Below are 24,795 nucleotides of genomic sequence, written 5' to 3' on the forward strand. Positions count from 1 at the left end.
TCTCGAATACGAACCGGGGCGATCTGAAGATCAATCGATTAGGACTGCCCAAGGTACGGTGTCGAGGCGTAGGTGGATAGATCCAGTAGTTAAGTATTTCTGTCAGAAATGCGGCCAGCTGGAGGGCCATACGGTTTCAAACGACTGGCAACCAAATGGCGACCCCGACATAAGGGAATTGCAGGAAGCTGGCAGCTATTATCCCGAACCTGGACGCAAAGCGGTGCGCATGGATAACGGCAATTGGCGGATAACTATGTAGCGTTAGCTCGCCGCGATTTGATAAGTCCTGCGCATCTGTTGTGGTGGGCATATCGAGAACGCGCACCCCTCAAAAGGTCAAAAATTACATTGCAGGATTTGATCTCTAGAGGGGTACCCATTGAGTGGGTACCTTGGGGTACTCACTGAGCGAGTACCTGGGGTACGCGTTTTTGCGTACCCCTGGTTGGGTGCTCACCGCCTACCCTTTCGCGGTTGGAACGAGAGTCCATGATAGCCCTACACAGGTACTGGGAGTATCTAAACAAATGCATGGGATACAGAGATAACTGCGTATCATTCTCTAATGACTAAGAAACGCATAAACGTGTATATCGACGGTTTCAATCTGTACTATGGGGCACTCAGAGACAACCCGGATCTGAAATGGCTAAATATCCGTCGTTGGTGTGAGATCATCATGCCCGGTTATGAGGTAGCTAAGATCGGATATTTTACGGCGAAAGTTGTCGGCCGTGCGGAAGATCCAGATGCACCGACGCGTCAAGATCACTATTTCAAAGCGTTGAGAACTCTATCGGGGTTGGAGCTAACCTTCGGTAAATTCAAAGTACGCCGAAAGCGCCTAAAGCGTGTTGAGAATGACAGGTGCGACTGCTGTGCAACTCATGATGACACTCAGGTTCCAGAGTGCAAGTGCTGCCGCAAAGTTACCGTAGAAGTCGAAAAGACAGAAGAAAAAGGGTCTGACGTGAATCTTGCGTTATCCATCGTCAAGGATTCTTTTACTTCGGAGATTGATAGCATCCTAATCGTTTCGGGTGATGCTGACCTGTCAATGGCTGCGCGAATTGCAAAAGAGCAGGGAATCGAAGTCATTATTGCTGACCCGGGAGGACAGAACGCGCTAAGAGGTGACCGGAGAATCACAGTCAGAGAGTCGGCAATGCGCGCTTGCCAATTTCCCGATGAAGTCACGCTGGCAGACGGCACAAGTGTTCATAGGCCGGATGCATGGGCGCAAACTCAAAAGGAGGTTGGATCCGTAAATCCAACCTCCGCTTGACCACCGAAGCGGTTCAAGTAAGTAGTTAAAACTATAGAGCCACAGACTGTAGTTCGCAAATTCATATCAGGCGCTACGCGCTAGCGGACACCCAAGGGTGAGCTTGTCTTTATCCCCTGCCCCAAAATTCCCGATTCCACCGCCCATTGTCTGAATCCTTCCAGCACGAATAGCCCACACCGTTTTACGGTGCGAGCTAGTGCAACCCGTCATATGCACCTGGCCATCGTGCGACGGTCTAGCCCCGGTTGGCTAGCAAATATGGGTATCACCGGGATTCAATCGGTTAGCGTCTGAGAATCTAGAACAGCGACGTGAGCAGCAAGGCTCGGAAACGCTCACAGAACTTGCTGTGAGCGCATCCCAGCCCACGCGATAGGCAATTACCACCGCGTGATGCTTGGAAGGGGTGTTAGAGCGTCACAGGCGCGCCCACGGCGGCGCAGATGACTTGTGGAACGGTGATAAGCGCCAGTGAGACGGCACCATAGAACACGGTGCGAACAGAGAATTTCAGAGCGTTACGCATCGGCGTTCACCGGCTCAAGAAACGACGCGTAGAACTCATCTTTCATGCAACCGTCTGCATCGGGCGCATCGAGCTGCACCGAAACATGATTGGTGAGGATGCCGGCACCGGTAACGGTGTACTCTGCACCGGACTTGATATTGCGGACACGCTGGCCAACGGTGAAACCACCGGGAAGGGTCGCATTTGAAATGCGAGCATCCGACGTCGAAGCGGTGAGTTCTTCCCACGCGGCGAACGCTGCACTAGCCGGCAGGCCATGAGCGATGGCCAGATTACAGAGCTTGTTCACAGTCCACTTAGGGCTAAGCGCTTCCGGGATCTCTCGCAGGATCTCGACGGCCTTAGCGGTGGCTTCCAGATGCTCGCGTTCTTCCGCCCGGCGCAGCAGCTCACGGGCAATCTGAGAATCAGTGTATTGGGAGAGAGACGCGACAAGCTGGGATTGGGTATGCTGAATCATGTTCAGACCTTCCACGTAGGTTTGAGCCATGCTCCGGGGTGTTAGCGCACCGCCGGGGCATTTTTTGTGTACGAGGAAAGTCTTATCTAAATTTCCGTACCCATCATCTTCGGCGTGCTGCCGCTGACCATCGTCTTCGCGATCTTCCCGGGACTAGCGCTTTTGGAGATGAGCTATTGACGGGTCCGACATTGAAACCATCACACCGCACCACCTACACGAAGGAGGGGCCACCATGTCACGGCTCCACATGATGATGTTCACCCTCAGCCTGCACGTCGCCGACGCGGGCCGGGACCTCTGGGACCGGGCGGCCGCCCGGGCCCGCGACCAGCGCGGCGACGTGCCCGGATGGGTCATGATCACGTTGATGAGCGCCCTGCTGGTGGCCGCCCTGCTGGCGATCGCCGGACCCCGGCTGCAGGACTTGTTCAACCAGGCCATCGACAGGGTGTCCGGGTTGGGCTAGGACCGGCATGCGCAACCGTACGGGCCGGCGTACCGGCAGCGCCGGCAGGCTCGGGCAGGACGGGGAACGCGGCTCGGCCGTGGCCGAATTCGTCATGATCACCACGTTGCTGATCGTGCTGGCCTTCTCGATCATGCAGCTGGCCTTGGCGCTGCACGTGCGCAATACGCTCACCGACGCCGCCGCCAACGGCGCCCATTACGGCGCGCTGGCAAACCGTTCGCCCGCCGACGCGGCAGGCCGCACCCGCACGCTCATCACCGAATCGCTGTACGCCGGCTTTGCCAGGGACGTGTCCGTGTCAACCACGGCCATCGGCGGCACCCAGCTGGTGACAGTCACCGTCAACACCAGGGTGCCGCTGATCGGTTTCCTGCCCAACGGGTGGGAGCTGAGCGTCAGCTCGGATGCGGTGCGTTATGGCTAGGGCCAGCCGCCAGCTGCTGCGCCGGTGTCGCACGGCGGCCGCCGCGGAGCGGGGCAGTGCGATCGTGGAGTTCATCTTCGCCGCCACGATCCTGCTGATCCCGATGATCTACCTGGTGCTGGCCGCCGCGGCGCTGGAAGGCGGCAGCTACGCGGTGGTCTCCGCCGCTGACCAGGCCGCCAAAGTGTTCGCCGTGTCCGAGAACCCGGCACAGGCCAGGTCCAACGCGCAGGCGGCGGCCGACCGGGCCATGGCGAACTTCGGATTCAGCGGATCGAAGACCGCCATCGCCTGCAGCGGCGAATGCCTCAGCCCGGGCTCGGTAGTGACCGTCACCGTCAGCTTGGACGTCCCGCTGCCCTTCGTCTCCGACTACATCTCCGCCTCGGCCTTCACCGTGGACGCCACCGCGGCCCAAAGGGTTGACCGTTTTGGCTAGCCGCAGCCTGCGCCGGCTGCGCCTGGCCGCGCGGCGCGAAGAGGGCCAGTCGCTGGTGCTGGCCATCGGCTTGTGCGCAATCACGCTGCTGACCATCTCCGTGGTCCTTGCCGCCAGCGCGGTGAACCTCAAAGCGCGGCAGCTGCTCTCCCTGGCCGACGGGGCCATCGTGGCGGCGGTGGACGAATTCGAATTCGTCGCCGACGGCGGCGCCCCGCGCATCCAGCTCAGCGCAGACCAGGTCCAGCAAGGAGCCCGGCGCTACCTGGCGGACGTCGGCGCTTCGGGGCGCGTCGACAACCTGGGCATCGCCTCGGTCCACGTGCTGCCCGGGGGACAGGGCGCCGAAATCGTGCTTACCGGCACCGTCAGCCCGCCCATCATCGGCTGGATCGTGCCCGCCGGGATCCCCATTACCGTGCATTCCACCGCGCGAACCGTACTCAGCCGCTAGCGACGCAAAATCCTGAACCGAACCGCACATGGCGTAGGCTTAGAACACCATGGCAAATACTGACTTCCCCGCTGAAATCCGCTCACTCCGCGCGACCTTCGCCGCCATCGAGGAGGTGAGCGACGTCGATCAAATCAAGGCTGACATCGCCGTACTTTCCGAGGAAGCCGGTGCCCCAGACCTGTGGGACGATCCTGCCAGCGCGCAGATCGTCACCAGCAAGCTCTCCTACCGCCAGTCGGAACTGGAGCGCTTGACCAAGCTGCACACCCGCATCGACGACCTGGAAGTCCTGGTCGAACTCGCGGAGCTGGAAGACGACGCGGACACCCTGGCGGAAGCCGACAAGGAACTGCTCGCCATCCGCAAGTCGCTGGACGACCTGGAAATCGTCACCCTGCTCAATGGCGAGTTCGACGCCCGCGGCGCCGTGGTCACCATCCGTTCAGGTGCCGGGGGCGTCGACGCCGCGGACTTCGCTGAAATGCTGCTGCGCATGTACCTGCGCTGGGCGGAGAAGCGCGGCTACAGCGCGACCGTCATGGACACCTCCTACGCCGAAGAAGCCGGGCTGAAGTCCGCCACCTTCGAAATCGACGCGCCCTACGCGTTCGGCATCCTTTCGGTCGAAGCCGGCACCCACCGTCTGGTGCGCATCTCGCCGTTCGACAACCAGGGCCGCCGCCAGACCTCCTTCGCCGCGGTGGAAGTCATCCCGCTGATCGAGCAGACCGACTCCATCGAGATCCCGGAAAGCGAAATCAAGGTCGACGTCTTCCGCTCCTCGGGTCCCGGCGGGCAGAGCGTGAACACCACCGACTCCGCGGTGCGCATGACCCACATCCCGACCGGCATCGTGGTGTCCATGCAGAACGAGAAGTCGCAGATCCAGAACCGCGCCGCCGCGCTGCGTGTGCTGCAATCCCGAATCCTGCTGCAGAAGAAGGCCGAGCAGGACGCGCAAAAGAAGGAACTGGCCGGCGACGTCAAGGCGTCCTGGGGCGACCAGATGCGCTCCTACGTGCTCAACCCGTACCAGATGGTCAAGGACCTGCGCACCGAGCATGAAGTCGGAAACACCGCTGCAGTGCTCGACGGGGAAATCGACGACTTCATCGACGCCGGCATCCGCTGGCGCGCCACGCAGCGCCGCCCGGGCAAGTAGCCCGCACGATCCCTCGCGACCCGCTCCGGCGCGGGTCGCTTCCGCAGGTCCGGGGGACCGGATGCTTGAGAAAACTCACGTCCCCGAGGCCGCCTGCTGATCCTGCGACAGCGACCGGTAAAAACTGGTTGCCAGTGCAGGATTGGGCGGCCGGAACAAAATTTGGGTCAGCTGTTAGTAGCTGATGAATCTGGCAACACACCCGCGAATGCTTTCATGATGGCCGCCGCGCCCCGATAAGGTTTGGTTGATTGGCGCATCAGAAGACGTTTGCTCTCGAGATTGGTTTTCGTGGGTCGCGCCCCGACGAAAACTGGCGATTGAAGACATGATTAAATTCGAAAACGTCTCGATGGTTTACGAGCCCAAGCAGAAAAACGCTGCCCTGGACGACGTGAGCATCGAGATCAACCGCGGCGAGTTCGCATTCCTTGTCGGCGAATCCGGCTCCGGTAAATCCACCTTCCTCAGCCTTGTCCTGCGTGAGAAGCGCGCCACCGACGGTGCGGTCTACGTGGCCGGCCAGAACCTGAATCGCATCCCGAGCCGCCGCGTGCCGAAACTGCGCCGCAACATCGGCTTCGTCTTCCAGGACTTCCGCCTGCTGCGCGAACGCACAGTTTTCGACAATGTCGCCTTCGCGATGGAAGTCATCGGCGCCTCCCGCGCGCAGATCCGCGACCGGGTCCCCGACGCATTGAAGCTCGTAGGCCTCGAGGACAAAGCCCGGCGCAAGCCAACCGAACTTTCCGGCGGCGAGCAGCAGCGCGTAGGCATCGCCCGCGCGATTGTGAACAAGCCCGCCATCCTGCTGGCCGATGAGCCCACCGGCAACCTCGACCGCAAGAACAGCATTGAAGTCATGAACGTGCTGGACCGCATCAACCAGAACGGCACCACCGTGCTGATGGCGACGCACGCCCATGAGCTGGTCAGCGAGTACCGCCACCGCGTCATCGAGCTGAGCTCCGGACGCGTTGTGCGAGATGAAGCGCAGGGCCAGTACACGCCGATGACGACCGTGGTGAACCAGGACGGATCCCGCGCGCTGCTCTTCGGCGATGCCTCTGCCGAGCCGAACGAAGAGCGCGAACCGCTTGAAGCCATGAATGAAAAGAAGGACGAAGACCAGTGAGACTAGGATTTATCCTGCGCGAAGCCGTCAAGGGCCTGCGCCAGAACGTCGTCATGGTCGTTTCGGTGGTGCTGGTGACCTTCGTGTCGCTGACCTTCGTCGGCGCTTCGGCGCTCCTGCAGCTGCAGATCAACCAGATGAAGGGCTACTGGTACGACCGCATGGAGGTCGCCGTGTACCTCTGCGACGACACCAGCGCTTCGCCGAATTGCGCAGGCAAGCCGGTCACCGACGATCAGCGCAACTCCATCAAGGCCATGCTTGAATCCGAGCAGCTCGCGCCGTACGTCAAGGAAATCGCCTACGAGTCCAAGGAAGACGCCTACAAGAACTTCCTTGACCAGTACAAGAACTCCTCGCTCGTCGACCAGGTCAAGGCCGACCAGCTGCCCGAGTCCTTCCGCGTCGCCCTGGTCGATCCTGAGAAATACCAGGTCATCAACGAGGCATTCTCAACCGTTGCAGGCGTGGATTCGGTGGTCGACCAGCGCGAACTGCTGGAAAAGGTCTTCCAGCTCGTTCGCGTCGCCTCTGCCGCAGCCGCCATCGTGGCGATCGTCATGATCGCCTGCGCCGTGCTCCTCACTGGCACGACGATCCAGCTGTCGGCCATGCATCGACGGCTGGAAACCACGATCATGCGTCTGGTGGGCGCTTCCAAGGCAACAATCCAGCTTCCGTTCATCATCGAGGGCGTTATTGCTTCCATCATTGGCGGCGTGCTGGCTTCCGGGACGCTCTGGCTGCTGATGAAGTTCCTCGTTGAGGACAAACTCGCAAGTGAGAACGTCGGAGTGGCTTTCATTTCCACCGGTGAGGTCTGGCTCATAGCTCCGGTGCTCTTGATAATTGGTATCGTTTTGGCAACAATTTCATCAGTGGTAACGTTGAAGCGTTACCTGAAGGTTTAGCTTCACTTCGACCTTTGTGTCGTGTTCAACCTGCTTTTCGCACTTCTCTAAGGAGACCTATGCTGTCCAACGCAGTTCGGCGCAAGTTCCTGCGCGCCACTCTCGGTGGAGCAATGGCTCTCGCCCTGACACTGCCAGCTGGTCTCGTTGTCGCCGATGAACTCGATGACAAGAAGGTCGAGGTTCAGGAGAACATCGACAACCTGGAACAGGACATGGAGTTCCTGGATGCAGACATCCAGGAAACCGACCAGAAGCTGCGTGACCAGCAGTCCCAGGTCCCGGTCCTGCAGGCGGCATTGGCCGATGCGCAGAACCGCGTCGCCAACGCCCAGGCAACCGTGGCGGACCTGAATGACCGGTTGATCAGCGCCCAGGGAACCCGTGACAAGGTCGCAGCGGAGATCGAAGCGAACAACGCGGAAATGGCCAAGGCGGAAGACGCCATGGCCAAGATCGCTTCCGAAGCGTACAAGCGTGGCGGCGTATCCGGCGGCTTGGACATGATCCTGAACATGGAATCGGCGACGGCCATGGCCGACGGCCTCGACATGGCCAACCGCGCCATGGAATCGCAGAACTCCGCCTACAACGATCTGGCGCAGGAGGAAGCGAACAACGAGAACAACAAGGTCCGACTGGCTGCGGTGGAGAAGGAAATTTCCTCGCTGAAGTCACAGGCTGAAGAAGCGCTGGCCCAGGAGGAATCCGCCCGCAATGCGGCGCAGTCCGCCAAGGACGAGCTGGATGCGCTTGTTGTCAGCACCGAGTCCCTCAGCGCGCAGCTGGAAGCGAAGAAGCCACAGATCCAGGCCAAGCTGAAGGCCCAACAGGCCGAGTACGCGCAGGTGCAGGCCGATATCAAGGAGCGCCAGGAGCGCCTGCTGCGCGAAGAGCAGGAACGCAAGCGCAAGGCGGCCGAAGCCGAAGCCAAGCGCAAAGCGGCCTACGAGGCCCAGCAGGCCAAGCTGGCCGCGGAAGCCAAGGCCAAGAAGCAGACCTATACCAAAAAGAAGTACGTTCCCAAGGAAACCTCCGCTCCGGCCGCGCCGCAGTCGTCAGGCTCCAGCGCCTGGGGACTGGTCAAGCCGACTACCGGCAACCGGATCACGTCCAGCTTCGGCTGGCGCCCGACGCCTGCCGGCACCATCGACTACGGCGGACGCGGCGGCTACGTGCACGCCGGTCTCGATTGGGGCTTCGGAGGCCAGTGCGGTTCGCCGATCACTGCAGCCGCCGACGGCGAAGTCTGGATGGCAGGCTGGGGAGGCTCCTCGGGCAACAAGGTGACAATTTCGCACGGCGTCGTCAACGGCAAGGCGCTGGCAACGAACTACCACCACATGTCCAAGATCGCCGTCAGCGTCGGGCAGAAGGTCTCCCAGGGCCAGGTCATCGGATACGTCGGCACAACCGGCAACTCCACCGGATGCCACCTGCACTTCGAAACGATTGTCAACGGCCAAGCCGTGAACCCATTGGGACTTCTCTAACGCTAGACTTGATATTTGTGCGCGGGAAACCGCCCGCGACATGCAAGGAGTGTCATGGCCAAGAAGAACCAGGAAGATCGTGTCATCGCGAGCAACCGCAAAGCTCGCCACGATTATGAAATTCTCGACACATTCGAAGCCGGTATGGTGCTGACCGGCACCGAAGTGAAGTCCTTGCGCGAAGGCAAGGCATCGCTGGTGGACGGCTTCGGCCAGTTCTATCGCGGCGAACTGTATATCGAGAACTGCTACATCCCGGAGTACCTCAACGGCTCCTGGACCAACCACGCGGCTCGTCGCCGTCGCAAGCTCCTGCTGCACCGCCAGGAGCTCACCAAGATCGAGCGCAAGATCTCCGAAGCCGGCCTGACCATCGTGCCGCTGAGCCTGTACTTCAAGTCGGGGCGCGCGAAGATCGAGATCGGCATAGCGCGAGGCAAGCGCGAATTCGACAAGCGTCAGACGCTGCGCGAGAAGCAGGACAACCGTGAAGCACTGCGTGCCATGCGCGAGCGCAACCGCGGTCATGCCTGATCGGGCTGTAGCTACGCGCTGAATCGGTGGCGCATCTCTCGTTGGGGTTCCAGCGGGAGGTGCGCTATGATTGATTAACGCACTTCGGTGCGGTTGCATCCGGGGAAACCCGGAACTGACAACAAAATACGGGGATGATCGGTTTCGACGGTGTAAGTCGCGACAGATGAAGCGGGCCGAGGACGCAAAGTTATCTCGTAAACGCTCTTTGCAAAACAATAAGTGCCGAATCTAAGCGCACTGACTTCGCTCTCGCTGCCTAAGCAGCCAGACAGTCCGTTAGCCAGGGGATGCTATCGCCCCTGTTCCTAACGTCATTTAGATAGCCACTGTATCCGGCAGTTGTTGCCGCTGTTGGGTACATATCTAGGCAACTGTGCCCGGACCAGCCACTTGTTTGCGTGATGGCTGGGGCAGAGAAATTCCGCAGCAAACTGCGCCCGGAGAAGACCTGGCAACACTACATCGGACGGGAGTTCAATTCTCCCCATCTCCACCAACGGCCCCGGAACTTCGGTTCCGGGGCCTTTTGCTGCCCGGAATCGGGTTGGAGGTGCTGTACCTCTCGCGCGAGCCTGCTCGCGGGCGTTCTGTTTACCACATAGAATTGAGTAGATACCGAGAGCATCCTTGGGCGAAAACATGCGGAATTAGAGTGAGGCAGTCAGCCATGGGCAAGAGCAATACCCAGAAAGTTTCACCCATCCTCTCTTCGCTCTACGCGGCCGTCGCCTTCCTGCTGGAGGTCGGTTTGCTGTTCGCCGCGGCACTTGCCGCCATCGCCTATGTGCCCTGGCCGACGATCCCCGCGATCCTCGTGGTGGTGGTGCCGTTGCTGGCGCTCTGGTCGGTGTTCTTCTCGCCGAAGGCCGTCGTCAAGCTTCGCCTGCGCACCAGGCTCACGCTCATCCACCTGATCTACCTGGTCGGCTCCTATGTGCTCTGGTTGAGCATCGACCGGTCGTTCACCGAGCAGTCGCAGATCTGGGCCATCGCCATGCTCGTGCTCACCGGCGTGAGCGCGATCCTGATCCTCGCCACCGGCGGCTACGTAGTACCGCACGACCGGACCAAGCCCCAGCCCAGCCCCCGGCCACAACCGCAGCCGGTGGGCGCCCGAACTGCCCAGTCCGCGCAGTCGCCAGCACCAGCCCGCGGCCGCCGCGCCGCACGCTGAGTCGCACCACCCAAGTTTTCAATCAGTAGAGCCAGGCCGACAGGCCTGGCTCATGTCTTTTAATCGTGCTTATTAATCGTCCGTCCGGTCACGAGCACAGCCATGCGGCGGCCCACAGTCCGAGCCCGGCCGCAGAGAGGGCGCCGAGCATGGTGCCGACGGCATTAGCCGCGCTGGCTACCGGCTTGCGAGCCTGCAGCAATCGCACAGTCTCGACGCTGGCGGTGGAGAAGGTCGTGTAGCCGCCCAGGAACCCCGTTCCGACTGCGAGCTGCCACGCCGCGGGAAGCAGGTTGCCGGCGGCCAAGCCCGCGAGCAGGCCCAGCAGGAACGATCCGCTGAGATTGATGAGGATCGTGCCCCACGGCAGGGACCCTGCTAGGCGGGAGGCGACCAATCCGTCCAGCGCGTAGCGGGCGCAGGCCCCGAGGCCGCCGCACAGGCACAAAACGATGAATAACGTGGCGGTCATCGGGCATCCTCCGCGCAGGCTCCGCGGCGGCGGCGCGTGGCCCCGAGCAGGATGCCGCACCAGCTGGCCGTCGCGCCGAGCACGACGCAGCCCAGCGCGTACAGCACGCCGAGGCCGACGGAGCCTGCGCCCAGCAGCAACGCAGCGTCCACCGCGAAGGTGCTGTAGGTGGTGAAGCCTCCCATGAACCCGGTGCCCAGCAGCAGCCGCATCCGCCGGGCGCTCTTGGGGCTGGAGCCGGCGCGGTCCAGCGATTCAAGCAGCAGTCCGAGCAGCAGCGCACCGAGGATGTTCACGGCGAAGGTGGCGCTCGGAAAGCCGTGCAGCGCAGGGAGCAGCAGAGTCACGGCCTCGCGGCCCGCGGTTCCCGCCGCGCCGCCGAGGAACACCAGCAGCAGCTGGCCCGGTCGCAGGTGCGCCCGGCGCTTCCGGCGCCGCTGCGCGCGCAGGGCGTCGGCCGGCTCGGGGCCCGGGGGCAGCGGCTGGGGGAGGTCTTCGGTCATTGCTCAGCGTTCGTCGGTAGCGGATGGGGGCACGAGGCGGTGGGCACGGTCACGACCCGGGCTCAGGAGCGCTGCGCGGCGGGAACCACGAGCACCGGGCGCAGCTGGTTCCGGGCGAGCTGCGCCGCCACGGAGCCGTTGAGCAGTTCGTGCAGGGAGGCGCGCAGCGAGGGCCGTCTCGCGCCGATCACGATCATCCGGGCCTCGATCCGTTCGGCCAGGGCTGACAGCTCTGCGCTGGGGCTCCCGGCCAGCGCATGGGTCCGCCAGCGCACCGCCAGCGGGTCCAGTAGCGCTGCCAGCTGCGCGTTCAGCTGCGGCGGGAACGGCTGGACGACTACATCCTGCACTTCGGGGTCGATGGGCGCCGAGCGCACGGTGCCGTCGGCAAGCCGCTGCACGGTGTAGCGGGCGGGATCGACCCAGGCGCAGTGCAGTTCGGCGCCCAGCTGCGCGGCAAGGGCGGCGGCCTGGGCCGGGGCGGACGGATCCTGCTCCCGGCAGACGCCGAGCAGCAGCACGCCGGAGCTGTCGGTCATCGGGTGCTCCTGTCTGCCGGCGGGGTCCTGCCACCATTTTTGCACACGCCCGGGCGCTCAGGCCGGGCGCACCCAGACCAGCGAGGCGTCCACGTAGTCCAGGCCGTGCGGCAGGGTGATCGTCGCGCCGGGCACCAGCCCGCGGTCCCTGGCCCGGCGCAGGAAGTCGGGGTCCTCGTCGCTGATCCGGTCCACGATCGCGGCGCCGCCGGTGAAGCGGTCGAGGCGCACCGCCCGGCTGGCAGGCAGCGTGCCGTCGGCGGCGGGGATCGCGTCCCCGTGCGGGTCGCGCTGCGGCCGGCCCAGGCGCTGGTCCAGCGCGTCGATGAAGCGGTCGGTCACGGTGTGCTCCAGCGCTTCGGCCTCGTCGTGCACCTCGTCCCAGCCGTAGCCCAGCTCGTCGCGCAGGAAGGTCTCCAGCAGCCGGTGGCGGCGCACCATGCGCAGCGCCTCGCGCCGCCCGGTCTCGCTGAGCGTGATGGCCCCGCGCGGCACGTGGTGCACCAGCGACTTCGCTGCCAGCTTCTGGACCATCGGGGTGGCCGAGGCGGGGGTCAGGCCCAGCTGGTCGGCCAGTGCGCCGGTGCTCACCTCGGTGTCCTCCCACTCGGTGAGCAGGTACAGGGCCTTGAGGTAGTCCTCTTCGCTGGTGGTCAGCGCGCGCGGGTCGCGGTTGCGGGGCATGGGCGGCTAGCGGTTCAGGTAGGGCAGGATGATCTCGTGCAGCGCGCCGTTGGTGGCCAGCGCGTTGCCGCCATGGCAGCCTTCCTCGCCGGCGACGGAGGTGAAGCGCCCGCCTGCCTCGCGCACCACCGGCACCAGGGCCGCCATGTCGTAGAGCTCCAGTTCGGGTTCGAACGCGGCGTCCACCGCGCCCTCGGCCAGCAGCGCATAGGAGTAGAAGTCGCCGTAGCCGCGGGTGCGCCAGGCGGTCTCCAGCAGCTCAAGCAGCCCGTCGAGCTTGCCGGCATCCTTCCAGCCGTTCAGGGAGGCGTAGGACAGCGACGCGTCGGACAGCTCGCTCACCCCGGAGACGCTGATTTGGCGGGTGGCGGTGGAGCCGACCTCGGCGCCCGGCTCGGTGACGAACGCGCCCAGCCCGGTGGCCGCGTGCCAGCGGCGGGCCAGCGCCGGGGAGGAGATGACCCCGAGCACCGGCTCGTCGTCGATAAGCAGCGCGATCAGCGTGGCCCACACCGGCACGCGGCGCACGAAGTTCTTGGTCCCGTCGATCGGGTCGATGACCCAGCGGCGCGAGGAGTCCCCGTGCACGCCGAACTCCTCGCCGAGCACGGAGTCCTCCGGGCGGTGCTCGGCCAGCTGCGCGAGGATCAGCTGCTCGGCGCCGCGGTCGGCGTCGGAGACCGGGGTCATGTCAGGCTTGGTCTCGACCTTGAGGTCGTTGGCGCCGTAGCGGGCCAGGGTGAACGCGTCGACCTTGTCGGCCAGCGCGAGGGCGAAGTCGAGATCCTGCTGCAGGGTGTATTCAGCCATGGTGGTGCGGCGCTAGTGCGCGCCGAGCTCCTTTTCGTGCGTAGTTTCCTCGGTGGTGACCAGCCGGCGGTAGGACGCCAGCCGGGCGGCGGCCTGGGCGCCGGTGGATTCGTCGTCGGCCCAGGCCTGCAGGGCGCAGCCTGCCTCGCCGGCGGCGTGGGTGCAGCCGCGCGGGCAGCCGGTGGCGATGTCGGCCAGGTCCTCGAAGGCGGCCAGGATGTTCTCCGGGTCCACCAGGCCCAGCCCGAAGGAGCGGATGCCAGGGGTGTCGATCAGCCAGGAGCCGGGGGTGTCGCCCAGGCGCAGCGCCAGCGCGTTGGAGGAGGTATGGCGTCCGCGCCCGGTGACGGCATTGACGTGCCCGGTGGCGCGCTCGGCGCCGGTCAGGGCGTTGACCAGGGTGGACTTGCCCACGCCCGAATGGCCCAGCACCACCGAGACGCAGCCGGCGAGCATGCCCTGCAGTTGCTCCAGCGCCGCGGAGTCCAGCCGGGCGCTCGCCCCGTCGGCGCTGCGCGCGTCGATGCCGGAGGCCTCCGCGGCGGTGGTGCGGGAAATGACCACCGGCAGCTCCAGGCCCTCGTAGTGCGCCAGGAACTCGGCAGGGTCGGCCACGTCGGCCTTGGTCACGCAGAGCACCGGCTGGATGCCGGCGTCGTAGGCGGCGACCAGCGCGCGGTCCACGAAGCCGGTGCGCGGTTCCGGGTTGGCGGCGGCGACCACGATGACCAGCTTGTCCACGTTCGCCACGACCACCCGCTCGGTGGCGTCGGTGTCGTCGGCGCTGCGGCGCAGCAGCGTGCTGCGCTCCTCGATGCGCACCAGCCGCGCCAGTGTGTCGGGCTTGCCGGAGGTGTCCCCGACCAGTGCGACCATGTCCCCGGGCACGATGGCCTGGCGGCGCAGCTCGCGGGCGCGCGCGGCGATCACGATGCGCTCGGCGGCGGTGTCCTCGTCGAGGATCGCCGTGTAGCGGCCGCGGTCCACGGTGATGATGCGCCCGATCACCGCCTTCTCATGGGCCGGGCGGTCCTTGGTGCGCGGGCGCGAGCCCTTCTTGTTCGGGCGGACGCGGACCGAGGATTCGTCGTAGTCGGAGTAGCGCATCAGCGGGAGCCTTCCGCGGCCGGGTTCGCGGCGGTGGCCGCCATCGCCGCCCACTGCTTCGGGAAGTCCGGCATGGTCTTGGAGGTGGTGGCGATGTTTTCCACCCGCACCCCGTCGATGGCCAGGCCCAGCAGGGCGCCGGCGGTGGCCATGCGGTGGTCCTCATAGCTGTCGAGGTCGCCGGGCCTCGGCGGGCCCGGGGTGATCTCCAGCCCGTCGTCGGTGACGGTTACCTGCACCCCCACCTTGCCCAGTTCGGCCTGCAGCGCGGCCAGCCGGTCGGTTTCGTGCCCGCGCAGGTGCCCGATGCCGGTCAGCTTGCTGGGGGAGTCGGCCAGCGCGCACAGCGCGGCCAGGGTCGGGGCCAGCTCGGAGGCATCCGCGTACTCGATGCCGCGGATCGGCCCGGTGCCGCGCACGGTGAGCACCGAATCCGCGCCCAGGGACACCTGCGCGCCCATGGCCTGGAGGATCTGCACCCACTTGCCGCCCACCTGGGTGGTCGTGGCCGGCCAGAACGGCACGCGCACCACGCCGCGGGTGGCCAGCGCGGCGGCCAGGAACGGCCCGGCGTTGGACAGGTCGGGCTCCACGGTGACGGTGAAGCCCGCAATCCGCTGCGGCTGCACGCTCCAGCCGCGCCCGTCCTCATCGAGGTCCACCACGGCGCCGAGTTCGCGCAGCGTGGCCACGGTCATCGCGATGTGGTCCGGCGAGGCCAGCGGGCCTTCGGCGGCGCGCAGGCGCAGCCCGCCGGGCAGCGCCGGGGCGGCCAGCAGCATAGCGGAGATGAACTGGGAGCTGGCCGAACCGTCGATCTGCACGTCGGCGCCGGCCTCAAGCCGCCGCGCGTCCATGGTGAAGGGCAGCATGCCGGGGGCCCCGTGGAAGCTGAACTGCACCCCGAGCCCTGCCAGGGCGTCGAGCACCGGGGCCATCGGGCGCACGCGGGCCGCCGCGTCGCCGTCGAAGTCGGCCTGCGCGCCGGCCACGGCGGCCAGCGCCGGGACGAAACGCATCACGGTGCCGGCCAGCCCGCACTGCACCGTCAGCGGCCCGGCCGCCAGCCGCTCCGGAGGCACCACGCGCACGGTGGTGGAGCCGTCGGCTTGCGCGGTGCGCTCCAGCTGCACGCCGAAGGCTTCCAGGGCGTTGAGCATCAGCTCGGTGTCGCGGCTGATCAGCGTGTTGTGGATCGTGGAGGGGGAGGAGGCCAGCGCGGCGAGGATCAGATACCGGTTGGTCAGCGACTTGGAAGCCGGCACGAGCACCGTCGCGTCCAGCGGCGCGGCGGCGAAGGGGGCGGGCCACCACTGCGGCTCGACATGGTGCGAAGGGGTGGTTCCAGTGCTGGGTGCGGTGTTGATGGGGCTGATCCTAACTGTGGGGCCTGGCTGCTGCGGCGTCGGAGCATGGGATGTTCTGGCGCCTGCCGGGGCGTTCATCGCCCCGTCCCGCCTGCTTAAATCCTAGCCGAGATCGGCGCGGGAATAAGGGTTGGACGCCGTTCGTTGAACCGAGTGTGACGACGATTGAAGACATCAGCACCCTGGCAGGCGCCGGAGCCCCCGCGCAGGAGAGCCTGCGTCCGGGGCGTTCCCTGTCCGGAAACCCCGGACAGCGCGTAGACTCGAGGGCGATGACTAACGAGAGTGTGGACGCGAACCTTCCCGATGCGGGCGCCGAGTCCGAGGCGCAGCGCCGCGAGCGCTTTGAGCGGGACGCGCTGGTCTACGTGGACCAGTTGTATTCTGCCGCGCTGCGCATGGCGCGCAACCCGTCGGATGCCGAGGACCTGGTCCAGGAGGCCTACACGAAGGCGTATTCAGCCTTCCACCAGTACAAGCCGGGCACGAATCTGAAGGCCTGGCTGTACCGGATCCTGACCAATACCTACATCAACCTGTACCGCAAGCGCCAGCGCGAACCGCTGCGCACCAGCACGGACACGGTGGAGGACTGGCAGATGGCCCAGGCGATGGAGCATTCGCCCACGGGCCTGCGCTCGGCCGAGGTCGAGGCGCTGGACCACCTCCCGGATTCGGATGTGAAGGCGGCCCTGCAGTCCATTGGCGAGGATTTCCGCCTGGCGGTGTACTTCGTCGATGTCGAGGGCTTCAGCTACAAGGAAGCCTCGGAGATCCTCGGGGTGCCGATCGGCACGGTCATGTCGCGGCTGCACCGCGGGCGCAAGCAACTGAGGGAACTGCTGGCGGACTACGCCGCAGAACGCGGAATCCAGGCGGCGGCCAACCCCGCAGCCCAGGTCGATGGAGGGACGAAGTAAGATGGACTGCAATTCTTTGGGGGACTGCTCCGACGCGCGCATCGTGCGCATCTACGAGTACCTCGACGGCGCCCTCACGCTGGCCGACCTGAAAGAGGTCAAGGCCCACCTGGACCACTGCCCGGAGTGCACCGAGCAGTACGATCTGGAGTGCATCATCCGCTCGGTGGTGCGCCGCAGCTGCCAGGAGCACGCCCCGGAACAGCTCAAGGCCAACATCATCACCCGGATCTCGCAGATCAGGATCGAATCCGGCCACTAGCATCCGGCGCGGCGCGCACCGGAACGTGGAAAGAACCCCGTATCGCTCGAAAGATTTCGAGTGGTACGGGGTTCTTCGTCTGTTCGCATCGCTTAGCTGTTTGGGCGCTTGCCGTGGTTGGCACCGCCACGCTTGCGATCGCGACGCTTACGAGCGCGCTTCGACATGGTGACTCCTTAGAGGGATCATTTCAAACTGCTCGATGGGTATCGAGCCGACTAATAGTCTTTCACATTCCGGTGGCAAAAACCTAACGGGGCCCGCGTGGGCCGGGTCTCGCCGAGGCGCCGCCGCTAGCCTGCGCTGGGCTCGGGCAGCTGCAGCCAGGAGTACCAGCCGCGGTGCAGCACCAGCCACGCCATCAGCCCGTAGCCGGCCTGCCCCGGCACGCCGCCGGAGGCGTTCAGGTCCGCGCGCCACTGGGCGTGGGTGCGCAGCGGGGCGAAGGTGTCCACGTAGTGGTGGTTGCGGCGCATGGCCACGTCGGCGTACACGCGGTTCAGCTCGGCCACGCGGTCGTTGCGCGCGTCGTCCAAGCCGGGGGCGGGGCCGACCAGCAGTGCCTTGATGTTCATCTGGGAGGCCGAATCGAGGATGTTGGCCAGGTTCAGGCGGCTGCGCGCGGTGCTGACGCCCAGGTCGACGTCGCGGTCCGACAGCGCGATCACCAGGCGGTTCTCGAACTGGTCGCTGAACCGGCGCGAGGCTTCGCCCAGCCAGCGTTCGGCCAGGGCTTCGGAGCCCTCGGCGGGGGCGGCGAGCACGAAGGACTGCAGGCGCAGGGCCGGGTCCTGGGTGCGGGCCATGACGCGACCGAACCAGCCCAGGCCCCGCGGGTCGCCGTGGCCTGCCAGAAGTTCATCACCGATTGCGGTAATGCGGATGGTGCGTAACTCCAACTTGGCGGCCTTTCGTTGGGTAATAAGGTGAATCGCTGTCAACATTATCAGTGTTGCAGCGTGTGCTCGGGGATGTCGCACCCCATTAAACACCTAGACCGGCGAACCAAGCCCCCTGGAAAGGGAGCCGGTTCGCCGGTCGGGGTATGCGATGCAGACGCGGGGCGGACTAGCGGGCGAAGGCCTGCTGGATCAGCACCGCGTTCTCAGCCTCGTGGCGCTTGGCGGTGCCGGCCGAGGTGGCGGCCGATGCCGGACGCGAGACCAGGTTGATCTTCTGGTCCAGGTTCGGTGCCACGTACAGGCCGAAGAACGGCCATGGGCCCTGGTTCGCAGGCTCGTCCTGGACCCAGCTCGCGGTCGCGTTCGGGTACTTGGCCAGCTCGGCGGCGATCTGCTCGACCGGTGCCGGGTAGAGCTGCTCGACGCGGACGATCGCGGTCTTCGAGTCCCCGGCCTTGGTGCGTGCGGCCAGCAGGTCGTAGTACACGCGGCCCGAGCACAGCAGCACCTTGTCCACGGCGTTCGCATCGGTGATCGAGGCGTCGCCGATGACTTCCTGGAAGCCGCCGCTGGTGAAGTCCTCCACCGCGCTGGCGGCCGCCTTCAGGCGCAGCAGCTGCTTCGGGGTGAACACGATCAGCGGCTTGCGCGGACGGGCGTAGGCCTGGCGGCGCAGCAGGTGGAAGTGGTTAGCGCCGGTGGACGGCTGGGCCACTACCATGTTGTTCTCCGCGCACAGCTGCAGGAAGCGCTCGATGCGGGCCGAGGAGTGGTCCGGGCCCTGTCCCTCGTAGCCGTGCGGCAGCAGCATGACCAGCGAGCTGGACTGCGACCACTTCTGCTCGGCCGAGGAGATGAACTCGTCGATCACGGTCTGGGCGCCGTTGACGAAGTCGCCGAACTGCGCCTCCCACATGACCAGCGCGTCCGGGCGCTCCACGGAGTAGCCGTACTCGAAGCCCAGGGCGGCGTACTCGGAGAGCAGCGAGTCGTAGATCCACATCGATGCCTGGTCCTCGGACAGGTTCTTCAGCGGGTACCACTCGTTGTCGTTCTCGCGGTCGTGAAAGACCGCGTGGCGCTGCACGAAGGTGCCGCGGCGCGAGTCCTGGCCTGCCAGGCGGACCGGCACGCCTTCCATGGACAGCGAGCCCAGGGCTGCCAGCTCGGCGAAGCCCCAGTCGATGCCGCCTTCGCGGGACATCTTGGTGCGGCGCTCAAGCAGCGACTTCAGCTTGGTGTGCATCACGAAGCCCTCCGGGATCGCCGAGTGGGCGTCGCCGATGTGGGCCAGGGTCTGCGCGGAGATCGCCGATGGACGGGCGCCGTCCATGGTGTTCTCGTCTGCGGCCTGGGCGAATGGCTTCTCCAGGTCGTTGATGGTCGAGCCCGGGGTGATGATCGGGATCGGCGAGGTCTGCGCCGCGTGGGTCTCGGCGAAGATGCGCTCCAGGTTGGCCTTGTACTCGGCCAGTGCGTTGTCGGCCTCTTCCTGCGTGATGTCGCCGCGGCCGACGAGGGCCTCGGTGTACAGCTTGCGGGTCGAGCGCTTGGCCTCGATCAGGTTGTACATGATCGGCTGGGTCATCGACGGATCGTCGCCCTCGTTGTGCCCGCGGCGGCGGTAGCACATGAGGTCGATGACGACGTCCTTGCCGAACTTCTGGCGGTACTCGAAGGCCAGCTGGCCCACGTGCACCACTGCCTCCGGGTCGTCCCCGTTGACGTGGAAGATCGGGGCCTGCACCGTGCGGGCCACGTCGGAGGCGTAGACCGAGGAGCGCGAGGAGGACGGCGCGGTGGTGAAGCCGATCTGGTTGTTCACGATCACGTGCACGGTGCCGCCGGTCTTGTAGCCCGGCAGCTGGCTCATGGCCAAAACCTCGGAGACCACACCCTGTCCGGCGAATGCGGCATCGCCGTGCACCAGGATCGGCAGCACTGCGTTGCCCGAGCCCAGGCGGTCCAGCTTCGCGCGGGTGATGCCCTCGAGCACCGGATCCACGGCTTCCAGGTGCGACGGGTTGGCTGCCAGGTACACCTTGGTCTCGTTGCCGGCGTCCGAGGTGTAGGAACCCTCGGTGCCCAGGTGGTACTTCACGTCGCCGGAGCCCTGGACGGAGCCCGGGGTGGCGGTGCCTTCGAATTCGCGGAAGACCTGTGCGTAGGTCTTGCCGGCGATGTTGGTCAGCACGTTCAGGCGGCCGCGGTGGGCCATGCCGATGGCCACCTCGTCCAGCTGCTCGTCGGCGGCGTCGGAGATGATGGCGTCAAGCAGCGGAATCAGCGATTCGCCGCCTTCCAGCGAGAAGCGCTTCTGGCCGACGAACTTGGTCTGCAGGAAGGTCTCGAAAGCCTCGGCGGAGTTCAGCTTGGACAGGATGCGCAGCTGCTCTTCGCGGGTCGGCTTGGCGTAGCCGCGCTCCAGCTTGGACTGGAACCACTCGCGCTCTACCGGGTTCTGCAGGTGCATGTACTCGGTGCCGATGGTGCGGCAGTAGGCGTCGCGAAGGATGCCCAGGATGTCGCGCAGCGGGGCGCGGTCCTTGCCGCCCAGGCCGCCGGAGATCCACTCGCGGTCCAGATCCCACAGGGTCAGGCCGTAGGACTTGATGTCCAGGTCCGGGTGCTTGCGCTGGACGTATTCCAGCGGGTTGGTGTCGGCCATCAGGTGGCCGCGCACGCGGTAGGAGTTGATCAGGTGCTGGATGCGGGCGACCTTGTTGACCTGCAGGTCGATGTCGACCTGGTTGTCCACGGCCCAGCGCACCGGCTCGTACGGGATGCGCAGCTGCTCGAAGATCTCGTCGTAGAAGCCCTGCTCGCCGAGCAGCAGGCTTTCGACCAGCTTCAGGAACTCGCCCGAACCGGCACCCTGGATGACGCGGTGGTCGTAGGTGGAGGTCAGGGTGATGTGCTTGCCGATGCCCATGCGGGCCACGGTGGTCTCGGCCGAACCGCGGAACTCTGCCGGGTACTCCAGTGCGCCGACGCCGATGATGGCGGCCTGGCCCTTGGACAGGCGGGGCACCGAGTGCACGGTGCCGATGCCGCCGGGGTTGGTCAGCGACACGGTGGTGCCGGCGTAGTCGTCGGCGGTCAGCTTGTTGCCGCGGGCGCGCTTGATCAGGTCCTCGTAGGTGGCCCAGAACTCGTTGAAGCTCAGGGTCTCGGCGGCCTTGATGTTCGGCACCGCCAGCATGCGGGTGCCGTCGGGCTTGGGCATGTCGATGGCGATGCCGAAGTTGACGTGGGCCGGCTGGATGGCGGTCGGCTTCTTGTCGATCACGTCGTAGGTGACGTTCATCGAAGGGATCTGCTTCAGCGCACGGATCACGGCGAAGCCGATCAGGTGGGTGAAGGAGATCTTGCCGCCGCGGGCGCGCTTGAGGTGGTTGTTGATGACGATGCGGTTGTCGATCATCACCTTGGCCGGCACGGCGCGCACGGTCGTGGCGGTCGGCACGGTGAGGCTGGCGTCCATGTTGGTCGCGATGGCCTTCATCGGGCCGCGCAGCGCGGTGCGCTTTTCCTCGCCGAACAGCCCGGTCGACGGGGTCGGCTTCGGGGCCTGAGCTGGAATTGGAGCGGTCTTCGGCGACGGCTCGGCCTTCTTGACTGGTGCTGCGGCTGCCGGGGCCGGCTCCGAGGCGCGGGCTTCTGCGGCCGCGCGCGGAGCGCCCTTGACGACAGGAGCTGCTGGAGCGGCTGGAGCGGCGGCTGCCGGCTTCGATGCCGATGCGGCCGGGGCCGACTTCTCCGCAGCGAGGGACTCGAAAATCTCCCACCACTTCTTGTCTACCGAGTTCTTGTCAACGAGATACTGTTCGAACAGCTCATCTACTAGCCATTCGTTTCCACCGAACTCTTCAGTCAGCCGGTGGTGTGCTTGCTCTGGCACGTGCAACGCCTCTTCCCTGATTTCTACGTTGTTCTAGCTTGAGCCGGTGGTCTGACGAGGACGTGATAATGACCGCCGAACTCACTTTGATTTCTAGACCTGCCGACCAGTCTAGTAACTTTTCTACGCGCTTGGCCACGGCACGTATCAAAACTCACGAAAGTGGCGCGAATGACATCCCATTCATCGGGTGGCAGATACCGCTGGTCGCCAGCAGCGCGGGGTAATGCGGATTTCGGCTCCATTAGTTAGACTGAGTCGCACTATGGAATCACACTCTCCTAGCCGGCCCGACGCCCGTAGGCGCAGCGCCGGCCACGTCAGTCCATCTCCGTTAAGTTCCGGCGCCGCATTGGAGCCTTCTAGTTGCCCCCAACTGGGCATCGGAGAAATATCACCTCAACCGTTGCGCGGGTGGAGCTAACCACCCATGGAATGGCTTTACATACTTTTCGGCCTGCTGCTGATTCTCGGCACCGGCTTTTTCGTGGCAGTGGAATTCGCGCTGGTCGCACTCGATAAGAGCACCGTGCAGCAGGCGGTGGACGCCGGAGAACGCGGTGCCAAGCCGCTGATGCAGTGCCTGACCTCGCTGTCCACGCAGCTGTCCAGCTGCCAGCTGGGCATCACGCTGACCACACTGCTCACCGGCTACGTGCTCGAGCCCTCGCTGAGCAAGCTGCTGGCCCCGCTGCTGGAAGCCGTCGGCATCGCCGGGACCAGCACCACCGCGATCTCCGTGGTCGTCTCCATGCTGATCGCCACGCTGCTGTCGATGCTCATCGGCGAGCTGGTCCCCAAGAACATGGCCATCGCCCAGGCCATGGCCGTGGGCAAGGCGCTGGCCCGCCCGCACCTGGTGTTCACCGCGGTCTTCAAGCCGGCCATCGTCGTGCTGAACGGATTCTCCAACGCGGTGCTGCACCGCTTCTTCGGGCTCGAGGCCAAGGAGGAGATCTCTGCGGCCCGTTCGTCGCAGGAACTGGCCTCGCTGGTGCGCCGTTCGGCGCAGCTGGGCACCTTGGACCTGCAGACCGCCCGCTTCGTGCAGTCAACCATCGAATTCTCCGAGCGCACCGCCGCCGACGTGATGACCCCGCGCACCTCGATGTCCACGATCGACTCCGAGGCGCCGCTGTCGGAACTGATCGCGGTCAGCGCCGAAACCGGCTTCTCGCGTTTTCCGGTCACCGAGGGATCCAGCGACGAGATCCAGGGCGTCTGCCATATCAAGGCGGTCGTCTCGGTGCCGCGCGAACGCCGCGCCGCGCTGCAGGTGGGGGAGTTCGCCCACGACGCGCTCTACGTCCCGGAGACCATCCACCTCGACGTGCTGCTGGAGCAGCTGCGCGAGGCCGAGTACCAGCTGGCCATCGTGATGGACGAGTACGGCGGAACCGCCGGGCTGGTGACCCTGGAGGACCTGGTCGAGGAGATCGTCGGGCAGGTGTCCGACGAGCACGACGAGGACGAGGAAGAAGCAGTCACCCAGCCCGACGGCAAGTGGCTCTTCCCGGGCATGTACCGCCCGGACGAGGTCAACGAGCACGTGGGCGGCGAGGTCATCCCGGATGACGCCTCCTACGAAACCATCGGCGGCTACATGCTCGCCGAGCTGGGCCGCCTGGCGGAGCTGAACGACCAGGTCTGCACCGCGGCCGGCATCTTCACCGTCACCGAGCTGGACGGGCGGCGCATCGCGCAGATCCGCTTCGAACCGGCGCCGCAGCCGCAGGAGGAGGACGAATGAGCGACTTCATGGGACTGATCTGGCTGGTCATCCTGCTGGCGTTCAACGCCTTCTTCGTGGCCGGCGAATTCGCTGTCATGTCCGCGCGCCGCTCGCAGATCGAGCCGCTGGCCGAGGCCGGCAACAAGCGCGCGAAGATCGCGCTGTACGCCATGGAGCACGTGTCGATCATGCTGGCAGTGTGCCAGCTGGGCATCACCGTCTGCTCGCTGCTGATCCTGAACATCTCCGAGCCTGCGATCCACCACCTGCTGGCCGAGCCGCTGATGGCCCTGGGCCTGGCGGAGGCTGCGGCGGACACCGTCGCGTTCCTGATCGCGCTGGTCCTGGTGACCTTCCTGCACGTGACCTTCGGCGAGATGGTGCCGAAGAACATCTCGGTCTCCGTGGCAGACAAGGCGGTGCTGCTGCTGGCCATGCCGCTGGTGGGCCTGTCCAAGGTGCTCAAGCCGTTCACCGCGCTGCTCAACGGGGCGGCGAACCTGGTGCTGCACGCCTTCGGCATCGAACCCAAGGATGAGGTGGCCAGCTCCTACACGGCCGCCGAGGTGCGCACCATCATCCACACCTCCTCCGAGGAGGGGGCGCTGGAGAAGGAGGACGCGCTGCGCCTGACCAAGGCGCTGGAGTTCTCCAGCGTCACCGCGAAGACCTGCATGGTGCCGCTGGACGACCTGTTCACCCTCGAATGGGGCGCCGCCACCGCGCGCGAGTTCGAGAAGAAGGTCGGCAAGACCGGCTTTTCCCGCCTGCTGATCACCCGCGACGAGGTCCCGGTGGGCTACTGGCACGTTAAGGACGTGATGCTCATCGACGATGCGCATTCAACCGCCCCGCTGCTCGACCTGGACCTGCATCCGCTGGGCAAGCTGAAGCAGGACACCGAGATCGAGGACGCGCTGGAGACCATGCGCCAGGAGGGCAACCATCTCTCCGCGGTGGTCGACGACGCCGGCTCCACCCTGGGCGTGGTGTTCCTGGAGGACATCATCGAGGTGCTGGTCGGCGAGATCAGCGACTCCACCCGGAAGCGCGTGGCCCCGCCGCGCAGCCACCCGGAGGGCTGATCCAACCGGGCCGGAGGGGGTTTCAAT

At 65.3% G+C, this 24,795-nt stretch carries 26 protein-coding genes and 1 other RNA gene; 16 read left to right on the forward strand and 11 right to left on the reverse strand.

What is annotated here, in order from left to right; translation table 11 throughout:
- Positions 1-568: 568 nt before the first annotated feature.
- Positions 569-1,288, forward strand: a complete 720-nt coding sequence (locus C1H84_RS15565) for an NYN domain-containing protein (RefSeq protein WP_113607920.1) — start codon at positions 569-571, stop codon at positions 1,286-1,288.
- A gap of 521 nt (positions 1,289-1,809) precedes the next feature.
- On the opposite strand, the gene C1H84_RS15570 is transcribed toward C1H84_RS15565, so the two are convergent.
- Entirely contained in the window at positions 1,810-2,310 is a 501-nt protein-coding gene (locus tag C1H84_RS15570) for a hypothetical protein (RefSeq protein ID WP_146956143.1), read from the reverse strand.
- 205 nt (positions 2,311-2,515) lie between these two features.
- Here C1H84_RS15570 and C1H84_RS15575 point away from each other — a divergent pair, with 205 nt between their 5' ends.
- The 11 genes from C1H84_RS15575 to C1H84_RS15625 all read left to right on the forward strand — a co-directional run bounded on the left by C1H84_RS15575 (position 2,516) and on the right by C1H84_RS15625 (position 10,484).
- The gene (locus C1H84_RS15575; RefSeq protein WP_231735973.1) at positions 2,516-2,749 is read left to right on the forward strand and encodes a hypothetical protein; all 234 of its coding nucleotides are present in this window, start codon (positions 2,516-2,518) and stop codon (positions 2,747-2,749) included.
- 7 nt (positions 2,750-2,756) lie between these two features.
- Positions 2,757-3,176 carry a TadE family protein gene (locus tag C1H84_RS15580; RefSeq protein ID WP_113607922.1) on the forward strand — a complete coding sequence of 140 codons (420 nt, stop codon included), beginning with the start codon at positions 2,757-2,759 and terminating at the stop codon, positions 3,174-3,176.
- Positions 3,169-3,615 (forward strand): hypothetical protein, encoded by a 447-nt coding sequence (locus C1H84_RS15585; RefSeq protein ID WP_113607923.1) that lies wholly within the window; start codon positions 3,169-3,171, stop codon positions 3,613-3,615. Before C1H84_RS15580 ends, C1H84_RS15585 begins: the two co-directional genes overlap by 8 nt.
- Positions 3,608-4,069, forward strand: a complete 462-nt coding sequence (locus tag C1H84_RS15590; protein WP_113607924.1) for a hypothetical protein — start codon at positions 3,608-3,610, stop codon at positions 4,067-4,069. The genes C1H84_RS15585 and C1H84_RS15590 overlap by 8 nt, the downstream gene beginning before the upstream one ends.
- Positions 4,070-4,118: 49 nt before the next feature.
- Positions 4,119-5,234, forward strand: a complete 1,116-nt coding sequence (gene prfB / locus C1H84_RS15595; RefSeq protein ID WP_047118712.1) for a peptide chain release factor 2 — start codon at positions 4,119-4,121, stop codon at positions 5,232-5,234.
- Positions 5,235-5,562: 328 nt separating this feature from the next.
- Positions 5,563-6,369 carry a cell division ATP-binding protein FtsE gene (gene ftsE / locus C1H84_RS15600; protein ID WP_113607925.1) on the forward strand — a complete coding sequence of 269 codons (807 nt, stop codon included), beginning with the start codon at positions 5,563-5,565 and terminating at the stop codon, positions 6,367-6,369.
- The gene (gene ftsX / locus C1H84_RS15605; protein WP_047118714.1) at positions 6,366-7,280 is read left to right on the forward strand and encodes a permease-like cell division protein FtsX; all 915 of its coding nucleotides are present in this window, start codon (positions 6,366-6,368) and stop codon (positions 7,278-7,280) included. The genes ftsE and ftsX overlap by 4 nt, the downstream gene beginning before the upstream one ends.
- A gap of 59 nt (positions 7,281-7,339) precedes the next feature.
- Positions 7,340-8,773, forward strand: a complete 1,434-nt coding sequence (locus C1H84_RS15610; protein ID WP_113607926.1) for a M23 family metallopeptidase — start codon at positions 7,340-7,342, stop codon at positions 8,771-8,773.
- Positions 8,774-8,827: 54 nt separating this feature from the next.
- On the forward strand, positions 8,828-9,307 hold the full coding sequence (smpB, locus tag C1H84_RS15615) for an SsrA-binding protein SmpB (RefSeq protein ID WP_047118716.1): 480 nt from the start codon (positions 8,828-8,830) through the stop codon (positions 9,305-9,307).
- 130 nt (positions 9,308-9,437) lie between these two features.
- Positions 9,438-9,806: a transfer-messenger RNA gene (gene ssrA / locus C1H84_RS15620) on the forward strand.
- Between the two features lie 171 nt (positions 9,807-9,977).
- Positions 9,978-10,484, forward strand: a complete 507-nt coding sequence (locus C1H84_RS15625; protein WP_047118717.1) for a DUF2568 domain-containing protein — start codon at positions 9,978-9,980, stop codon at positions 10,482-10,484.
- Between the two features lie 88 nt (positions 10,485-10,572).
- Here C1H84_RS15625 and crcB read toward each other — a convergent pair whose 3' ends face one another.
- From crcB to aroA, 7 genes are all read right to left on the reverse strand, one after another.
- On the reverse strand, positions 10,573-10,956 hold the full coding sequence (crcB, locus tag C1H84_RS15630) for a fluoride efflux transporter CrcB (RefSeq protein ID WP_113607927.1): 384 nt from the start codon (positions 10,954-10,956) through the stop codon (positions 10,573-10,575).
- Positions 10,953-11,459 (reverse strand): fluoride efflux transporter FluC, encoded by a 507-nt coding sequence (locus C1H84_RS15635; RefSeq protein ID WP_113607928.1) that lies wholly within the window; start codon positions 11,457-11,459, stop codon positions 10,953-10,955. The genes crcB and C1H84_RS15635 overlap by 4 nt, the downstream gene beginning before the upstream one ends.
- A 62-nt stretch (positions 11,460-11,521) precedes the next feature.
- Complete coding sequence (locus tag C1H84_RS15640; protein WP_113607929.1) at positions 11,522-11,998, reverse strand: universal stress protein; 477 nt, start codon at positions 11,996-11,998, stop codon at positions 11,522-11,524.
- Between the two features lie 57 nt (positions 11,999-12,055).
- Entirely contained in the window at positions 12,056-12,682 is a 627-nt protein-coding gene (locus C1H84_RS15645) for a metal-dependent transcriptional regulator (protein WP_113607930.1), read from the reverse strand.
- Positions 12,683-12,688: 6 nt separating this feature from the next.
- Entirely contained in the window at positions 12,689-13,492 is an 804-nt protein-coding gene (locus tag C1H84_RS15650; protein ID WP_053797778.1) for an inositol monophosphatase family protein, read from the reverse strand.
- 12 nt (positions 13,493-13,504) lie between these two features.
- Entirely contained in the window at positions 13,505-14,599 is a 1,095-nt protein-coding gene (rsgA, locus tag C1H84_RS15655; RefSeq protein ID WP_181728172.1) for a ribosome small subunit-dependent GTPase A, read from the reverse strand.
- The gene (aroA, locus tag C1H84_RS15660) at positions 14,599-16,044 is read right to left on the reverse strand and encodes a 3-phosphoshikimate 1-carboxyvinyltransferase (protein ID WP_113607931.1); all 1,446 of its coding nucleotides are present in this window, start codon (positions 16,042-16,044) and stop codon (positions 14,599-14,601) included. Before aroA ends, rsgA begins: the two co-directional genes overlap by 1 nt.
- A gap of 194 nt (positions 16,045-16,238) precedes the next feature.
- Between aroA and C1H84_RS15665 the strand changes: the two genes are divergently transcribed.
- A complete protein-coding gene (locus tag C1H84_RS15665) occupies positions 16,239-16,886 on the forward strand; it encodes a sigma-70 family RNA polymerase sigma factor (RefSeq protein WP_047118721.1) in 648 nt (215 codons plus the stop codon).
- Between the two features lies 1 nt (position 16,887).
- The gene (rsrA, locus tag C1H84_RS15670) at positions 16,888-17,148 is read left to right on the forward strand and encodes a mycothiol system anti-sigma-R factor (RefSeq protein WP_113607932.1); all 261 of its coding nucleotides are present in this window, start codon (positions 16,888-16,890) and stop codon (positions 17,146-17,148) included.
- Between the two features lie 92 nt (positions 17,149-17,240).
- Here the strand turns inward: rsrA and C1H84_RS18720 are convergent, their stop codons facing one another.
- From C1H84_RS18720 to C1H84_RS15680, 3 genes are all read right to left on the reverse strand, one after another.
- Entirely contained in the window at positions 17,241-17,315 is a 75-nt protein-coding gene (locus C1H84_RS18720) for a 50S ribosomal protein bL37 (RefSeq protein WP_369299107.1), read from the reverse strand.
- Between the two features lie 126 nt (positions 17,316-17,441).
- Positions 17,442-18,047 (reverse strand): GDSL-type esterase/lipase family protein, encoded by a 606-nt coding sequence (locus C1H84_RS15675; RefSeq protein WP_181728173.1) that lies wholly within the window; start codon positions 18,045-18,047, stop codon positions 17,442-17,444.
- A 169-nt stretch (positions 18,048-18,216) separates the two neighbouring features.
- Positions 18,217-21,951, reverse strand: a complete 3,735-nt coding sequence (locus C1H84_RS15680; RefSeq protein ID WP_113607948.1) for a multifunctional oxoglutarate decarboxylase/oxoglutarate dehydrogenase thiamine pyrophosphate-binding subunit/dihydrolipoyllysine-residue succinyltransferase subunit — start codon at positions 21,949-21,951, stop codon at positions 18,217-18,219.
- 430 nt (positions 21,952-22,381) lie between these two features.
- Between C1H84_RS15680 and C1H84_RS15685 the strand changes: the two genes are divergently transcribed.
- On the forward strand, positions 22,382-23,701 hold the full coding sequence (locus C1H84_RS15685; RefSeq protein ID WP_113607933.1) for a hemolysin family protein: 1,320 nt from the start codon (positions 22,382-22,384) through the stop codon (positions 23,699-23,701).
- Complete coding sequence (locus C1H84_RS15690; RefSeq protein ID WP_181728174.1) at positions 23,698-24,768, forward strand: hemolysin family protein; 1,071 nt, start codon at positions 23,698-23,700, stop codon at positions 24,766-24,768. Before C1H84_RS15685 ends, C1H84_RS15690 begins: the two co-directional genes overlap by 4 nt.
- Positions 24,769-24,795 lie beyond the last annotated feature (27 nt).

It is taken from the genome of Glutamicibacter soli (genome assembly GCF_003309065.1).
Lineage (GTDB): Bacteria > Actinomycetota > Actinomycetes > Actinomycetales > Micrococcaceae > Glutamicibacter > Glutamicibacter soli.

Coding starts and splice junctions, on each gene's coding strand:
- C1H84_RS15565 (WP_113607920.1), top strand. CDS start 569: ATGACTAAGAAACGCATAAACGTGTATATCGACGGTTTCAATCTGTAC.
- C1H84_RS15570 (WP_146956143.1), bottom strand. CDS start 2,310: ATGGCTCAAACCTACGTGGAAGGTCTGAACATGATTCAGCATACCCAA.
- C1H84_RS15575 (WP_231735973.1), top strand. CDS start 2,516: ATGTCACGGCTCCACATGATGATGTTCACCCTCAGCCTGCACGTCGCC.
- C1H84_RS15580 (WP_113607922.1), top strand. CDS start 2,757: ATGCGCAACCGTACGGGCCGGCGTACCGGCAGCGCCGGCAGGCTCGGG.
- C1H84_RS15585 (WP_113607923.1), top strand. CDS start 3,169: ATGGCTAGGGCCAGCCGCCAGCTGCTGCGCCGGTGTCGCACGGCGGCC.
- prfB (WP_047118712.1), top strand. CDS start 4,119: ATGGCAAATACTGACTTCCCCGCTGAAATCCGCTCACTCCGCGCGACC.
- ftsE (WP_113607925.1), top strand. CDS start 5,563: ATGATTAAATTCGAAAACGTCTCGATGGTTTACGAGCCCAAGCAGAAA.
- C1H84_RS15610 (WP_113607926.1), top strand. CDS start 7,340: ATGCTGTCCAACGCAGTTCGGCGCAAGTTCCTGCGCGCCACTCTCGGT.
- smpB (WP_047118716.1), top strand. CDS start 8,828: ATGGCCAAGAAGAACCAGGAAGATCGTGTCATCGCGAGCAACCGCAAA.
- C1H84_RS15625 (WP_047118717.1), top strand. CDS start 9,978: ATGGGCAAGAGCAATACCCAGAAAGTTTCACCCATCCTCTCTTCGCTC.
- crcB (WP_113607927.1), bottom strand. CDS start 10,956: ATGACCGCCACGTTATTCATCGTTTTGTGCCTGTGCGGCGGCCTCGGG.
- C1H84_RS15635 (WP_113607928.1), bottom strand. CDS start 11,459: ATGACCGAAGACCTCCCCCAGCCGCTGCCCCCGGGCCCCGAGCCGGCC.
- C1H84_RS15640 (WP_113607929.1), bottom strand. CDS start 11,998: ATGACCGACAGCTCCGGCGTGCTGCTGCTCGGCGTCTGCCGGGAGCAG.
- C1H84_RS15645 (WP_113607930.1), bottom strand. CDS start 12,682: ATGCCCCGCAACCGCGACCCGCGCGCGCTGACCACCAGCGAAGAGGAC.
- C1H84_RS15650 (WP_053797778.1), bottom strand. CDS start 13,492: ATGGCTGAATACACCCTGCAGCAGGATCTCGACTTCGCCCTCGCGCTG.
- rsgA (WP_181728172.1), bottom strand. CDS start 14,599: ATGCGCTACTCCGACTACGACGAATCCTCGGTCCGCGTCCGCCCGAAC.
- aroA (WP_113607931.1), bottom strand. CDS start 16,044: ATGAACGCCCCGGCAGGCGCCAGAACATCCCATGCTCCGACGCCGCAG.
- C1H84_RS15665 (WP_047118721.1), top strand. CDS start 16,239: ATGACTAACGAGAGTGTGGACGCGAACCTTCCCGATGCGGGCGCCGAG.
- rsrA (WP_113607932.1), top strand. CDS start 16,888: ATGGACTGCAATTCTTTGGGGGACTGCTCCGACGCGCGCATCGTGCGC.
- C1H84_RS15685 (WP_113607933.1), top strand. CDS start 22,382: ATGGAATGGCTTTACATACTTTTCGGCCTGCTGCTGATTCTCGGCACC.
- C1H84_RS15690 (WP_181728174.1), top strand. CDS start 23,698: ATGAGCGACTTCATGGGACTGATCTGGCTGGTCATCCTGCTGGCGTTC.